General features: G+C 69.8%; 12 protein-coding genes. 7 read left to right on the top strand and 5 right to left on the bottom strand.

Annotation, left to right across the window (positions count from 1 at the left end; genetic code table 11):
- Positions 1-48: 48 nt before the first annotated feature.
- The 4 genes from K228_RS0111005 to K228_RS0110990 all read left to right on the top strand — a co-directional run bounded on the left by K228_RS0111005 (position 49) and on the right by K228_RS0110990 (position 3257).
- A complete protein-coding gene (locus K228_RS0111005; protein WP_025618486.1) occupies positions 49-543 on the top strand; it encodes a hypothetical protein in 495 nt (164 codons plus the stop codon).
- Between the two features lie 125 nt (positions 544-668).
- A complete protein-coding gene (gene pdxS / locus K228_RS0111000) occupies positions 669-1589 on the top strand; it encodes a pyridoxal 5'-phosphate synthase lyase subunit PdxS (RefSeq protein ID WP_025618485.1) in 921 nt (306 codons plus the stop codon).
- Positions 1590-1662: 73 nt separating this feature from the next.
- A complete protein-coding gene (gene pdxT / locus K228_RS0110995; RefSeq protein ID WP_025618484.1) occupies positions 1663-2268 on the top strand; it encodes a pyridoxal 5'-phosphate synthase glutaminase subunit PdxT in 606 nt (201 codons plus the stop codon).
- 239 nt (positions 2269-2507) lie between these two features.
- Positions 2508-3257: a YebC/PmpR family DNA-binding transcriptional regulator gene (locus tag K228_RS0110990; RefSeq protein ID WP_025618483.1), complete on the top strand. Its 750-nt coding sequence runs from the start codon at positions 2508-2510 to the stop codon at positions 3255-3257.
- A gap of 79 nt (positions 3258-3336) precedes the next feature.
- Here the strand turns inward: K228_RS0110990 and K228_RS0110985 are convergent, their stop codons facing one another.
- From K228_RS0110985 to K228_RS0110970, 4 genes are all read right to left on the bottom strand, one after another.
- Positions 3337-4398, bottom strand: a complete 1062-nt coding sequence (locus tag K228_RS0110985) for an ABC transporter permease (protein WP_025618482.1) — start codon at positions 4396-4398, stop codon at positions 3337-3339.
- Positions 4395-5279, bottom strand: a complete 885-nt coding sequence (locus K228_RS0110980; RefSeq protein WP_025618481.1) for an ABC transporter ATP-binding protein — start codon at positions 5277-5279, stop codon at positions 4395-4397. Before K228_RS0110980 ends, K228_RS0110985 begins: the two co-directional genes overlap by 4 nt.
- An 89-nt stretch (positions 5280-5368) precedes the next feature.
- The gene (locus K228_RS0110975) at positions 5369-6061 is read right to left on the bottom strand and encodes a response regulator (protein ID WP_025618480.1); all 693 of its coding nucleotides are present in this window, start codon (positions 6059-6061) and stop codon (positions 5369-5371) included.
- Entirely contained in the window at positions 6058-7350 is a 1293-nt protein-coding gene (locus tag K228_RS0110970; RefSeq protein ID WP_025618479.1) for a sensor histidine kinase, read from the bottom strand. Before K228_RS0110970 ends, K228_RS0110975 begins: the two co-directional genes overlap by 4 nt.
- A 466-nt stretch (positions 7351-7816) precedes the next feature.
- On the opposite strand from K228_RS0110970, the gene K228_RS0110965 reads away from it, so the two are divergent.
- The 3 genes from K228_RS0110965 (at position 7817) to K228_RS0110955 (ending at position 14440) form a co-directional block, all read left to right on the top strand.
- Positions 7817-9598, top strand: a complete 1782-nt coding sequence (locus K228_RS0110965) for a proline--tRNA ligase (protein WP_025618478.1) — start codon at positions 7817-7819, stop codon at positions 9596-9598.
- Positions 9599-9783: 185 nt separating this feature from the next.
- Complete coding sequence (dnaE, locus tag K228_RS0110960) at positions 9784-13317, top strand: DNA polymerase III subunit alpha (protein WP_025618477.1); 3534 nt, start codon at positions 9784-9786, stop codon at positions 13315-13317.
- Positions 13318-13396: 79 nt separating this feature from the next.
- Entirely contained in the window at positions 13397-14440 is a 1044-nt protein-coding gene (locus K228_RS0110955) for an aminotransferase class V-fold PLP-dependent enzyme (RefSeq protein WP_025618476.1), read from the top strand.
- A 154-nt stretch (positions 14441-14594) separates the two neighbouring features.
- Here the strand turns inward: K228_RS0110955 and K228_RS0110950 are convergent.
- Positions 14595-15106: Ig-like domain-containing protein (locus K228_RS0110950; protein ID WP_025618475.1), on the bottom strand; the 512-nt coding region annotated here is incomplete at its 5' end.

The raw sequence follows: 15106 nt of genomic DNA, 5'->3' as shown, positions 1-15106 counted from the left end.
TAGCGGGAGGCCGGCGGAGGGGAACGGAGCAGCACTACGATGCCGGGCATGTGGTGGTTGGTGGGTGCGACGCTGGTCGGCGCGCTGCTGGCGACGTACCTCGTCTGGACCGCCGGCCGGGTAGAGCGGTTGCAGGACCGGGCGGAGCTCGCGGCCCGGGCGCTCGACGCCCACCTGCTGCGCCGGGCGGCGACCGCCGCGGTGCTCGCCGAGCGTCGCTACGGCGTCGAGTTGTACGCGGCGGCCCGCGTCGCCCTGGACGTCCGTCCGGACGAGCGGGAGGCCGCCGAGAACGATCTCACCCGACAGCTGCGGGCGTTACAGCTCGACCCCGGCGATCCGGACACCGCGGCCGTCATCGCCGCCAGTCGGCGGCTGGCCCTGGCCCGCCAGGTGCACACGGATCTGGTCCGGGACGCCCGCGCGGCCCGGGGCCGGCCGTTGGTGCGGCTGTTGCGGATGGGGCGGCGGCGCCCGTGGCCGCGGTACTTCGACATCGACGAACCAACGCTGGCCGCCCCGGAGGACATAGTCGAGGACTGACCGGGTAGGTGATGGCGGACACAGGGCAGGCCACCATGGGTCTGATTGGCTGTCGGGCTGCTGGGGTGGCTCCTCGTAGCATTCGCACCAGCCACTCTCGTGCACGTCCCTAGGAGCGATGAACCGTGCCCGATACCCAGACTTCGAATTCTTCCACCAACGCCCCGGTCACCGGCACCGCGCACGTGAAGCGGGGGATGGCCGAGATGCTCAAGGGCGGTGTGATCATGGACGTGGTCACCGCGGAGCAAGCCAAGATCGCCGAGGACTCCGGTGCGGTCGCGGTGATGGCCCTGGAGCGGGTCCCCTCGGACATCCGGGCCCAGGGCGGGGTCTCCCGGATGAGCGATCCGGAGATGATCGACAGCATCATGGACGCGGTCTCGATCCCGGTCATGGCCAAGGCCCGGATCGGTCACTTCGTGGAGGCGCAGATCCTGCAGTCCCTCGGCGTCGACTACGTTGACGAGTCGGAGGTACTGACTCCGGCGGACTACGCCAACCACATCGACAAGTGGGCCTTCACGGTGCCGTTCGTCTGTGGCGCGACCAATCTGGGCGAGGCGCTGCGGCGGATCACCGAGGGCGCGGCCATGATCCGGTCGAAGGGCGAGGCCGGCACCGGCGACGTCTCCAACGCCACCACCCACATGCGGGGGATTCGCACCGAGATCCGCCGGCTCCAGTCCCTGCCCACCGACGAGCTCTACGTGGCTGCCAAGGAGCTCCAGGCCCCGTACGAACTGGTCAAGGAGATCGCCGAGACGGGCCAGCTGCCGGTGGTGCTCTTCACCGCCGGTGGTATCGCCACCCCGGCCGACGCCGCGATGATGATGCAGCTCGGCGCCGAGGGGGTCTTCGTCGGCTCCGGCATCTTCAAGTCCGACAACCCGGCCCAACGGGCCGCCGCGATCGTCAAGGCCACCACCTTCCACGACGACCCGGAGACGCTGGCCAAGGTCTCCCGTGGGCTCGGCGAGGCCATGGTCGGCATCAACGCCGGCACGCTCTCGCAGTCGGACCGCCTGGCCGAGCGCGGCTGGTGAGGGGAGCGCAGCCCCGGTCCACGCCAGCGGTCTGGCCGCCGGGGCTGCTCGCCACCCTCCGGAAGGAGCGAACATGACGGCACCCGTCATCGGGGTGCTCGCGCTGCAGGGTGATGTCCGGGAGCACACGGCCGCCCTGACGGCCGCGGGTGCGCACGCCCGCCCGGTCCGTCGCCCCAACGAGCTGGAGACGGTTGACGGGCTGGTCATTCCGGGGGGCGAGTCCACCACGATCAGCAAGCTGGTCGACGTCTTTGAGCTGCGGGAGCCGATCGACAAGCGGATCGCCGACGGCATGCCCGTCTACGGCTCCTGCGCCGGCATGATCATGTTGGCGAGTGAGGTACTCGACGGCCGATCCGACCAGCGCGGCTTCGCCGGCATTGAGATGACCGTCCGGCGCAACGCCTTCGGGCGGCAGGTCGCCTCGTTCGAGGCGCCGGTGAGCATGGCCGGCATCGACGGTGGCCCGCTCCACGTGCTGTTCATCCGGGCACCCTGGGTCGAGCGCGTCGGCCGGGGCGTCGAGGTGCTCGGCACGGTGACCGAGGGCCCGGCGGCGGGTCGGATCGTCGCGGTCCGCCAGGGAAGCCTGCTGGCGACCGCGTTCCATCCCGAGCTGACCGGCGACCGGCGCGTGCACGCGTACTTCGCGGACCTGGTCCGCGCCGCGATCTGATCGGCCGCCTGGTCCGGTCAGGTGAGCCCTGCCGGGTCGTGCCCTCCACGGCGCGACCCGGCGTGCCGTGCGGCGCTGACGCACGGCTGCGGGCCACCGGTAGGATTGCCGGGATTCGGCAGGGCCAGCTCTCCGCCGCGGCTTCCACCAGAGCCGACCGGCACTCTCCGCGTACGCCGGCGGGAGCGGGTGAGTGCGGTGCGGTCGATCCAGACGGCGGGTAGCAACGGAGGTAGCGGATGTCCGGCCACTCAAAGTGGGCGACGACCAAGCACAAGAAGGCGGTCATCGACGCCAAGCGCGGCAAGATGTTCGCCAAGCTGATCAAGAATGTCGAGGTCGCGGCGCGTACCGGCGGTGGTGATCCGGCCGGTAACCCGACGCTCTACGACGCGATCCAGAAGGCCAAGAAGAACTCGGTCCCCAACGACAACATCGACCGCGCGGTCAAGCGGGGCTCCGGCCTCGAGTCCGGTGGCGCCGACTACCAGACGGTCATGTACGAGGGCTATGGGCCCAGTGGCGTTGCGCTGCTGATCGAGTGTCTGACCGACAACCGGAACCGCGCCGCCACCGAGGTGCGGACCGCCCTGACCCGCAACGGTGGCTCGTTCGCCGACGCCGGCTCGGTGTCGTACCTGTTCAACCGCAAGGGCGTGGTGATCGTGGCCAAGGCCGGCACCACCGAGGACGACGTGATGCTGGCCGTCTTGGACGCGGGTGCCGAGGAGGTCAACGACCTGGGTGAGGCGTTCGAGGTGCTCTCCGAGCCGGGTGACCTGGTCGCGGTGCGTACCGCGTTGCAGGACGCCGGCATCGAGTACGAGTCGGCGGAGTCTTCGCTCGTCCCGAGCATGAGCGTCCCGGTGGACGAGGAGGGTGCTCGGAAGGTCCTCAAGCTGATTGATGTGCTGGAGGACTGCGACGACGTGCAGAACGTATTCGCGAACTTCGACGCCTCCGACGAGCTGCTCGCGAAGCTCGGCTGACCCGTCGTTGGTCGCGAGCCCCCGTGGATCCGGCCCGAGCCGGATCCACGGGGGTGGGCTGCTGCCGGGGCGAGACTCCTCAGTCCACCGTCTCCCGTTCCCGCCAGGCCGTCCGGAGCGAGGTGTTGCCGTTGGTCCGCAGCAGCGACCCCTCGTACACCCGGGCACCGGCGGCCAGGACGGCGAGCGCGGTGACCAGGAGCAGGGCCAGGGACAGCGGAGGTTCCCAGCCGGCGGCGTCCCCGGTGAACAGCCGGAGCGGCATCGCGGTGGGCGCCGAGAACGGCACGTAGGACAGCACCTGCATGGCGAACGCGTTGTCGCTGAGGAAGATCACCCCGAAGAACGGGATCATTACCACCAACTGGACCGGCATGGCCACCGTGCCGATGTCTTCCAGTCGGCTGACCAGGGCTCCCGCCGCCGCCCACAGCGCGGCGATCAGGACGAAGCCGAGCAGGAAGTAGGGCAGGAACCAGCCGATCGCCGGCCCGAGTAGGTTCAGCAGCTCGCTGTCGCCGAAGAGTCGCAAGCCCACCACCGCGACGAGCGCCACCAGCGCGATCTGACCCAGGGCCAGCACGGTGCCGGCGATCATCTTGCCGAGGAGCAGGGCTCGTACCGACACGGCGGCCACCAGGATCTCGACGATCCGGGTCTGTTTCTCCTCGATGATGCTCTGCGCGATCTGTACGCCGAAGGTCTGGGACGTGAGGAGAAAGACGAACGCGAAGACGAACGGCACCAAGACGGCCCCCGGTGGTTCCGCCGGAGTGGGGTTCAGCAACCGTACCGGCGGTTCGACGCTGAGCGCCGCCACGACGTCGGCGGGGGCCTCCTCTCGCGCGAGGACCGTCGGCCCGGCGACCACCGCCGCGTCGGTGTCGCCGTCTCGAACCGCCCGTTCGGCGGCGGCGTCGTCGGGCACCTCGCGGACCTCGAGCCCGGCGGCGCGCAGTTCGGCCGAGACCTCCGGTGTGGCGGCCACCGTGGCTGGGCCGTCGGAGAGCAGCGACGGCAGCGTCGTCGCGGCGGCGGCGATGAGCAGGAAGATCAGCGTACTGAGGAGGAAGGTGCGGTCGCGCAGTTTGGCCCGGATTTCACGGGCCGCGACCAACTGGGTGGCGGCGAGGGTGTTCACAGGGCGACCTCCCGGAAGATCTCGGCCAGCGACGGGACGACGGGTTGGAATCCGCGGACAGGACCACGGGCGAGCGCGGCGTGGAGCACCGGTTGCTCATCCGCCCCGCGGGGCAGTTCGAACACGGCGCGGGCACCCTCGAGCTCGACCAGGGTCACGCCCGGGTGGTCGCGTAGCCAGCCGGCGTCGTTCTCCACCACCAGTTCGTAGCGGGGCGAAGTGTGCGTGGCCCGCAGCTGCGTTCGGCTGCCGGCGGCGCGGATCGTCCCGGCACTGATGATCACCAGGTCGTCGCAGAGCCGCTCCACCACGTCCAGCTGGTGGCTGGAGAAGAGCACCGGTACCCCCGCGGCGGCCCGTTCCTTCAGCACGTCGACGACCGTGTCCACGGCCAGTGGGTCGAGGCCGGAGAAGGGCTCGTCGAGCACCAGCACCTCAGGGTCGGGGACCAGCGCCGCGACGATCTGGGCACGTTGCTGGTTGCCCAGCGACAGCTTCTCCAGCAGGTCGTTGCCGCGGTCGGCGAGACCGACCCGCTCCAACAACGTATCGGTGTTGCGCGCCGCCGCCGACGCGGTCATTCCGTGCAACCGGGCCAGGTAGATGAGCTGCTCCCGGATCGCCATCTTCGGATACAGGCCGCGTTCCTCCGGCATGTATCCGAAGCGCCGACGGACCGCCCGGGTCAGCGGCGCCCCCCGCCAGGTCACCTGGCCAGCGTCGGCGGCGAGCACGCCGAGGATGATGCGCATCGCGGTGGTCTTGCCGGCACCGTTGCCGCCAACGAAGCCGGTCATCCGACCGGCTTCCGCGTCGAAGGACACATTCTGGAGCACGCGGCGGCCACCGAAGCTGCGGTCGACGCCGTCGAGTCGGAGCATGTTCATCACGCTGGCCACGCTAGATCACCTCGCGTCCCGCTTCGTCCCCCCGCAGGTGGACGATCGGCTCCACCCAGCGACGGAGGAGGTCACCTCCCCGGCCGCACCACCCCGTGTTCGTACGCGAAGACCACCGCCTGCACCCGGTCCCGCAGGCCGAGTTTGGTCAGCACCCGACTGACATGTGTCTTCACGGTCGCCTCGCCGAGGCGTAGGGTGGCCGCGATTTCGGCGTTGCTCGCCCCGGAGGCGACCAGAATCAGCACCTCGTGCTCCCGTGGCGTGAGATCCGGCAGCGCCACGGCCGCCGTCGTTGGTTCGCCGCTCGGCCTGGCGAAGGCGGCGATCACTCGCCGGGTGAGTTCGGGGGCGATGAGGCCATCGCCGCGGGCGACCACCCGGATCGCCGCCACGAGCGCCTCCGGCGTGCCGTTCTTCAGCAGGAATCCGCTGGCTCCGGCGCGCAGCGCGGCGAACAGATAGTCATCCCGGTCGAAGGTGGTGAGGATCAACACCGCCGGAGCGTTCGGTCGGTCCACCTCCGCGACGATCCGTCGGGTGGCCTCCAGCCCGTCGACCCGGGGCATCTCCACGTCCATCAGGACCACGTCTGGTCGGAGCGCCCCCGCCATGCTCACCGCCCGCTCGCCGTCCGCGGCCTCCCCGACGACGTGCATGTCGTCTTCCACCTCAAGGATGACCCGGAAACCGGTGCGCACGAGGTGGTGGTCGTCGGCGAGCAGGATCCGGATGGCCCGGCTGGTCGCCGGCTCCGCGGTCACGTCGCCTGCCGCTCGGTCAGCGGCAGCGGCAGGCGGGCCCGGACCCGCCAGCCGCCGACGGCGCGGGGGCCGACCTCCAGCGTGCCGCCATGAGCGGCGACCCGCTCTCGCATGCCGACCAGGCCCACCCCGTCCGCATTCGTCGTGCCGCTGCTGCGGCCGTCGTCGGTCACGTCCACCTCCACCTCGTGTGCCAGGTAGCGGATCCGCACGTCCAGTGTGGTCGCCGCAACGGCGTGTTTGAGCGTGTTCGTCACTGCTTCCTGCACGATCCGGTACGTCGCCTGGGAGATCGATTCCGGGATCGGCACCGGGTTGCCGTACACCCCGAGCGTGGCTCGTAGCCCGGTCTCGCGCGCCCGCTCGACCACTGTGGCGACCCTGCTGATCCCGGCGGGCGGTTCGACGGTGTCCGGCTCGTGGTCGCGGGCCCGCAGGACGCCGAGCATCCGGCGTAGCTCGTCGACCGCCGTGCGGGCTGACTCTTCGACCGCGGCGAGGGCGGTGCGGGCCTTGGCCGGATCCCGGTCGAGGACCCGGCGGCAGGCGGCGGCCTGTACCCCCATCACCGAGACGTGGTGGGCGACGACGTCGTGCAGTTCCCGGGCGATCCGCACCCGCTCACCGACCACGGCGTGCGCTCTGACCTCGGCCTGCGACCGGCGTAGCTCATCGGTCTGCGCCTGGAGTTCGTGCTCGCGTCGGGCGGCCAGCCAGGCGATCTCACCGAAGAAGTAGGCGAACCCGAAGAACAGGGTGTTGAAGAGTGCGTCGCTGAGCACCGCGGCGATCAGCGGGGGGATCGGTCCCACGGCGTTGGCGAACGCCTCGGGTGCCGGGTCCGCCAGCAGGCTGCCCAGATTGACCGAATACCAGAACCCCAGCCAACCGAACATGCCCGCGATCACGCCGATCCGAACCCGACGGGCCAGGCGGCGGTCCTGTCCCCAGGCGCCGAGGGTGTAGATGGCCGTGAACAGTACCCCCGTGGTGACCCGCGTCTCCGGTGCGGAGCGGGCTTGTGCGGCGACGAACGCGACCGAGATGACCAGCGTCGTCGCTACCGGGAATCGTCGCCGCCAGATCAGCGGTAGGCCCACCGCGACGGCCCAGAGCAGCTGTTCCGTGAACGATGGTGGTGGGCCGAGCAGGAACAGACCCGTGCCGCGGATGAGGGTGAGGCTGGCTAGGGCCAGCACGGTCACGGCCAGCCCCAGGATGAGGTCCCGTCGCTGCTGCTCCGGGGTCGGCCCGGGCCGTCGCCAGTGCGTCCCCACCGTGGTGTCCATCGGTCGAAGATGCTATCTCGCCGGACCGGGTTGGTCCCCGCACGGGACCGGTCTCCGCGCCGACGGACTGAACACCACCCTGGCCCGGCTGCGTGGCTCGCCGGAGGCGTGCCGGCAGCCGGGGGAGTTTTCCGTTACAGTCGCAGTGGTTGATATGGAGGGTGGGCGTTGATGAGCGGCATCGAGCAGGGCGGGCCGAGCCCGGTGCTCGTTGTGCCCGCCGGCCCGCCAGCGCCTCGACCTACCCCGCCGGCGCCCCGCTGAGCGACGCTCTGTCGCCGGCTGGTGTTCGCGCCGGCAACCCCTCCGGCGGCTAGGCCCTTCCGGCGGCTAGGCCCGCTTTGCGCCCGGCGCCTTTCCGCGGCTTCCCACGCTCGTGCCCTGGGGTCATCCACCGCTTAGACCCCCGGGCTATGTCGTAACCCTGAGCAGCGCCATCCTGATTTGTGAGGGCCTACCCATGAAAATGTCGACCATGTTCGGTGCCACCCTGCACACCGCGCCGGGACGTTCCGAGTCCGAGGGACACCAACTGCTCCAGCGGGCCGCCATGCTGCGGCAGGTCGGGCAGGGCATCTTCGCCTATCTTCCGCTCGGTTGGCGCACCATTCGCAAGATCGAGTCCGTGCTGCGCGCGGAGCTCGAGCGCGTCGGAGGACAGGAAGTCTCGATGCCGGTGGTGAATCCGGCGGAGCTGTGGAAGCAGTCTGGCCGATACTTCACGATCGGCCCGGAGCTGGCCCGCTTCCGGGATCGTCGCGGCCGAGACCTGGTCCTGGCGATGACCCACGAGGAGTTGGTGACGTTTCTCGGCCGATCGGAGATCGAGTCCTACCGTCAGCTGCCGCGGATGGTGTTTCAGCTCCAGACGAAGTTCCGGGACGACCCGCGGCCGCGGGCCGGCCTGATCCGGGTACGGGAGTTCGTTATGAAGGACGCCTACAGCTTCGATGTGGACGCGGCGGGGCTGGCGGCGCGGTACCGGACGCAGTACCAGGCGTACTTCAACATCTTCCGGCGGTGCGGGCTGCCGGTCTCGGCGGTCCTCTCGGACGTGGGCATGATGGGCGGCAGCCTGGCCCACGAGTTCGTGTACCTCACCCCGATCGGCGAGGACACCCTGCTGATCTGTGACTCCTGTGGCTTCGCCGCCAACCGGGAGGCCGCCACCTTCGGCAAGCCGGCGCCGTCCACCGCGCCGTGGGCGGAGTTGGCGGAGATCCCCACCCCGGGGGCCACTACCATCGCGGCGCTGACGGCGGCGCTGGGCGTGCCGGCGGCCGAGACCGCCAAGGCGATCTTCCTCGCCGCGTCGCGGGAGGAGCGCGACCAGACGGTGCGCACCGAGTTCATCCTGGCGGTCGTCCGGGGCGACATGGAGGTGAACGAAACCAAGATCGGTAACCTCGTGCAGGCGGCAGAGCTGCGTCCGATGACCGAGGAGGAGATTGCCAAGATCGGCGCTGTGGCCGGTTACGGCTCGCCGGTCGGGGTGACAGGCGTAACCGTCGTCGTTGACGAGCTGGTCGCCGCGTCCACGAACCTGGTCGCGGGCGCCAACCGGGAGGGCGTGCACCTGCGCAACGTCAACGTGGGGCGGGACTTCGTCGCCGATCACGTCGGCGACATCACCGCCGCCGGTGCCGGTGACGCCTGCGCGGAGTGCGGTAGCGCACTGCGTACCGCCCGCGGGGTCGAGGTAGGGCAGATCTTCCAGCTCGGTACCCGCTACTCGACCGCCCTCGGCGCGGAGTATCTCGACGCTGACGGCCAGCGTAAGCCGGTGACCATGGGCTGCTACGGCATCGGCGTGGGGCGGTTGCTCGCCTGTCTCGCGGAGGAGCACCGCGACGAGCGGGGGCTGCGGCTCCCGGTCACCATCGCGCCGTACCAGGTGCACCTCACCCTCCTCGACGACCTGGCATCCGTCGCCGGTGAGCTGGCCCGGCGGGTCTACGACGAGCTCTGGGCGGCCGGAGTGGAGGTGCTCTTCGACGACCGGGCCGAGCGGGCCGGCGTCAAGTTCGCCGACGCCGACGTGATCGGTCTGCCGCTGCGGGTCACCATCGGCCGGCGCAGCGTCGCCGACGGCGCGGCCGAGGTCCGGGACCGGGTGACCGGGGTCACGACGCAGGTGTCCTTCGCCGAGGTGGTGGCCGAAGTGGTCCGGCGGATCGCCGCCCTGCGGGCCGACATTGACGCGACGGGGGTCCCGGTGGAGCTGCCGGCCGAGGTGTTCGCGGACTGATCCGCCGGCGGCAGATCCGGCGGTGTCGGCCCTGGCCTCGGCCGGCACCGCCGGGGTGCTTCTCCGGCACCCCGCCGCCGGGCCGGGCGCCCCGCGCGGCTCGCTGGAGCCGTGTCGGCGGCCAGGGATAGGGTGGGCCGACCGTTCTTCTCACCACCCATGAAGCGACCCGGGGGGGGCCACGCATGGGCGATTCGTTCGCGCATCTGCACGTGCACACTGAGTATTCGATGCTCGACGGTGCGGCCCGGCTGAAGGACTTGTTTGCCGAGGTCAACCGGCAGGGGATGCCCGCCGTGGCGATGACCGACCACGGCAACATGCACGGCGCGAACGACTTCTACAAGCAGGCGATGGCGGCCGGCGTCAAACCGATCCTGGGGATCGAGGCGTACGTCGCGCCGGAGTCGCGGTTCCACAAGAAGCGGGTGCGCTGGGGGCGGCCGGAGCAGAAGAGCGACGACGTCTCCGGCAGCGGTGGCTACACCCACATGACCATCTGGGCGAAGAACAAGGTCGGTCTGCACAACCTGTTCAAGCTGACCAGCCGCTCGTACACCGAGGGGTTCTTCGTCAAGTGGCCGCGGATGGACGCGGAGCTCCTTGCTGAGCACGCCGAGGGGCTGATCGCCACCACCGGCTGTCCCTCCGGCGAGGTGCAGACCCGGCTCCGGCTGGACCAGTACGACGAGGCGCTGAAGGCCGCCGCGAGATACCAGGACATCTTCGGCAAGGAGAACTTCTTCCTGGAGGTGATGGACCACGGCATCGACATCGAACGGCGGGTCCGCCAGGAGCTGACGGAGATCTCCCACAAGCTGGATATCCCGCCGGTGGTGACCAACGACTCGCACTACACCTACCAGGCGCAGTCCGAGGCGCACGACGTGCTGCTCTGCGTGCAGACCGCGGCGAACGTCGCCGATCCGAACCGGTTCCGGTTCAGCGGCAGTGGCTACTACATCAAGTCCGCCGACGAGATGCGTGCCGTCGACTCCTCCGACCTGTGGCTCGCAGGCTGTCGGAACACCCTGCTGGTCGCGGAGATGGTCGACCCGGCCGGGATGTTCGACTTCCGGAACCTGATGCCGGTCTTCCCGGTGCCAGAGGGGGAGACCGACGAGTCCTGGTTCCGCAAGGAGACGTTCAGGGGGCTCGCCCGCCGCTTTCCGAACGGCGTCCCGGAGACCCACGTCAAGCAGGCCGAATATGAGCTGGGTGTCATCATCCAGATGGGGTTCCCGTCCTACTTCCTCGTGGTGGCCGACTTCATCCAATGGGCCAAGAACGAAGGGATCGCCGTGGGGCCGGGCCGCGGCTCGGCCGCCGGTTCGCTCGTCGCGTACGCCCTCGGCATCACCGACCTGGACCCGTTGCCGCACGGTCTGATCTTCGAGCGGTTCCTCAACCCCGAGCGGGTCTCGATGCCGGATGTCGACATCGACTTCGACGAGCGTCGGCGCGGTGAGGTGATCAAGTACGTCACCGAGAAGTGGGGCGAGGACAAGGTCGCCCAGATCGCGACCTTCGGCACGATCAAGGCGAAGGCTGCGATCAAGGACTCGGCGCGGGTGCTCGGCTACCCGTACGCGGTCGGCGACCGGATCACCAAGGCGATGCCACCAGCGGTGATGGGCAAGGACATCCCGCTGACCGGCATCTTCGACCCGAAGCACTCCCGGTACGCGGAGGCCGGCGAGATCCGTGGTCTCTACGAGTCCGACCCGGATGTGAAGAAGGTCATCGACACGGCGCGCGGGATCGAGGGGCTGATCCGGCAGACGGGGGTGCACGCCGCCGGGGTCATCATGTCCGCCGAGCCGATCGTCGACCACATCCCGTTGATGCGTCGGGACGCCGACGGGGCGATCATCACGCAGTTCGACTACCCGACCTGCGAGTCGCTCGGGCTGCTGAAGATGGACTTCCTCGGCCTGCGCAACCTGACCATCATCGACGACGCGCTGAAGAACATCGAGAGCAACCACGGGCGCACGGTCGACCTGCTCCAGCTGCCGCTGGACGACATACCGACCTACGAGCTGCTGTCCCGGGGCGACACCCTGGGCGTGTTCCAGCTCGACGGTGGGCCGATGCGGTCGCTGCTGCGAACGATGAAGCCGGACAACTTCGAGGACATCTCCGCCGTTCTGGCGCTGTACCGGCCGGGCCCGATGGGCGCCAACTCACACACCAACTACGCGCTGCGCAAGAACGGCCTCCAGGAGATCACCCCGATCCACCCGGAGCTGGCCGAGCCGCTCGAGGAGATCCTCGGCCCCACCTACGGCCTGATCGTCTACCAGGAGCAGGTGCAGCGTGCCGCCCAGGTCCTCGCCGGCTACAGCCTCGGCAAGGCCGACCTGCTGCGCCGGGCGATGGGTAAGAAGAAGAAGGAGGTCCTCGACAAGGAGTTCGTGCCGTTCCGCGACGGCATGCGCGGCAACGGCTACTCCGACGAGGCCATCCAGACCCTGTGGGACATCCTCGTCCCCTTCGCCGACTACGCGTTCAACAAGGCCCACACCGCGGGGTACGGCCTGGTGTCGTACTGGACCGGCTACCTCAAGGCGAACTATCCGGCCGAGTACATGGCGGCGTTGCTCACCTCGGTGGGCGACGACAAGGACAAGATGGCGCTCTACCTGTCGGAGTGCCGCCGGATGGGCATCCAGGTGCTCCCGCCGGATGTGAACACCTCGGCCGGGCCCTTCACCCCGGTCGGCCGGGACATCCGGTTCGGCCTGGCCGCGATCCGCAACGTCGGGGCGAACGTGGTCAGCGCGATCATGCGCTGCCGGGGGGAGAAGGGCGCCTACGCCGACTTCTACGACTTCCTGTCCAAGGTGGAAGCGGTCGTCTGCAACAAGAAGACCATTGAATCCCTGATCAAGGCGGGGGCGTTCGACTCACTCAACCACTCCCGCCGGGGCCTGCTCACGGTGCACGCCGACGCCATCGACGCGTACGCCGACGTCAAGCGCAAGGAGGCGGTCGGCCAGTACGACCTCTTCGGCGCCGGGTTCGCCGACACCGACACCGGACAGAGCACCACGGTGATGCCGGTCATCGGCGAGGGGGAGTGGGACAAGCGGGAGAAGCTCGCCTTCGAGCGCGAGATGCTCGGCCTCTACGTCTCCGACCATCCGCTGTTCGGGCTGGAGCATGTGCTCGGTGCGGCGGCCGACACCACCATCGCGGCCCTCTCCGAGGAGGGGACCGTCCCCGACGGAACGGTGGTAACCCTCGCGGGCATCCTCTCCGGGGTGCAGCGCCGGGTCACCAAGCAGGGCCGGGCGTGGGCGTCGGCGACGCTGGAGGACCTGGCCGGCGGGGTGGAGACGCTGTTCTTCCCCAACACCTACGAGGTGATCGGGGAATACATCGCCGAAGACGCGATCGTGGTGGTCAAGGGGCGGGTCGACCGCCGGGACGACACCCCGCGGATCATGGCCATGGACATGTCGATCCCGGATGTCAGCAGCAACTCGGCGAACAAGCCGGTCACCCTCACCATCCCGGTGACCCGCTGCACGCCGCCGTTGGTGGAGCGGCTCAAGGAGACCCTGGTGCTGCATCCCGGCGACGCGGAGGTGCACGTCAAGCTCCTCAACGGCAGCAAGGTGACCCGGCTGCGCCTCGGCCCGTTCCGGGTGGCGCCGACGACCGCCCTGATGGCCGACCTGAAGAGCGTCCTGGGCCCGGCCAACGTGGGCTGACCTCGACCGGCCGATACCGGGGCCGCCCGCGCCGAATTGGTCCTCTGCGGCGGCGGGCCTGGTCGCTAGCGTCGGTGCCATGGAGATCAAGCAGGCACAGCAGCTGTGGCAGCCCCATGAGGGCTGGCTGAACACCGCCAGCTACGGGCTGCCGCCCGACCCGGCGTGGACGGCGTTGCAGGAGGCGCTCGCCGGCTGGCGCACGGGGAAAATGGGCGCGACGTGGGCGGGCTGGGACGGGGCGACGAGGCGTACCCGGGCCGCGTTCGCGCGCCTGGTCGGTGTCCCCGAACAGGATGTCGCGATCGGCAGCGCGGCGTCGCAGCTGTTCGCGCCGGTGGCCGCGGCGCTGCCGGCGGGCTCGACCGTGGTGGTCCCCGAGGTCGAGTTCACCTCCAACCTCTTTCCCTGGCTGGCCCAGGAGCAGCGGGGCGTTCGGGTGCGGACCGTTCCGCTGGCGGGTCTTGTGGACGCGATCGACGCCGACACCGACCTGGTCGCGTTCAGTCTGGTGCAGTCCTCCGACGGCGCGGTGGCCCGATACGCGGACATTGTCGCCGCGGCCCGGGCCCACGATGCCCTGGTGGCGGTTGACGCCACCCAGGCCTGCGGTTGGCTACCGTTCGACGCCGCGCTCGCGGACGTGGTCGTCGTCGCCGCGTACAAGTGGTTGCTGGCCCCGCGGGGGACTGCCCTGGCCTACTACGCGCCCGAGCTGCGGGACCGGATGCGCCCCGACGCCGCCTGCTGGTATGCCGGAGCCGACCCGCACGACTCCTACTACGGTCCGCCGCTGCGCCTCGCCGACAGCGCCCGCCGTTTCGACATCTCCCCGGCCTGGTTCAGCTACATCGGTGCGGCTCCCGCCCTGGAACTGCTGCTGCAGGTGGGGGTGCCGGCGATCCAGGCACACAATGTGGCGCTGGCCAACCGATTCCGCGCCGGCCTGGGGCTGCCGCCGGGCGACAGTGCGATCACCACGGCCGAGGTGCCGGAGGCGCAGTCGCGGCTGGAGCGCGCCGGCCTACGGGCGGCGGTGCGCGCCGGCCGAGTCCGGGTCTCGTTCCACATCTACTCCAGCGAGGACGACGTCGATCGCGCCCTCACCGCGTTGACCGGCTGACCGCCCCCGAGACGTCCCGTAGGTGCCCGCTGCCCGCTGCCGGCTGCGAAAGCCAACAGCACAGGCCCGACACCCTGTGATTCGGGCCTACGCTGTGATGATCAGTGCTGCTCGGTGAGCTGGACGACACACTTCTGGGACGTTCACACCGAGGTCATCCTCGATGTTGGTTCTCGTGTGTTGGTCGGCGTCGGTGGGTGAGGTGGATGAGAGTGGCGCCGGCGAGGGTGAGCAGGGTGGCGACGCCGATGGTGGTGGGCAGGCTGGGGCCGGTGATGGGCAGGTCGGGGTCGTCGGGTGGTGGGGCGATGGTGATGGTGGTGGGCGGGGATTGGCTGTTGGGGCAGGTGTTGGTGCTGGTGTAGTGGGCGGTGAGGGTGTGGTCGCCGGCGGGCAGGGTGGCGGTGTGGCTGGCGGTGGTGGTGGTCAGGGGTGTGGTGGCGAGGGTGGTGGCGTTGGTGCGGAAGGTGATGGTTCCGGTGGGGGTGTCGACGTTGCAGGTGACGGTGGCGGTCAGGGTGACATCCTGACCCGCTGTCGGGTTTGGTGGTGTGACCTGCAATGTGGTGCTGGACGTCGGTGGCGCGACGAGGGCCAGGCTGTGGTCACCACTATTGCCGGCGGCGATGGTGGTGATCGTGGTGTCTGTGGGTAGGTCAACGGGGA

Origin of the sequence: Salinispora cortesiana, assembly GCF_000484695.1 — a bacterium.
Classification (GTDB): domain Bacteria; phylum Actinomycetota; class Actinomycetes; order Mycobacteriales; family Micromonosporaceae; genus Micromonospora; species Micromonospora cortesiana.
The sequence above is the reverse complement of the archived record's forward strand: the minus strand, read 5'-3'. Positions and strand labels throughout refer to the sequence as shown.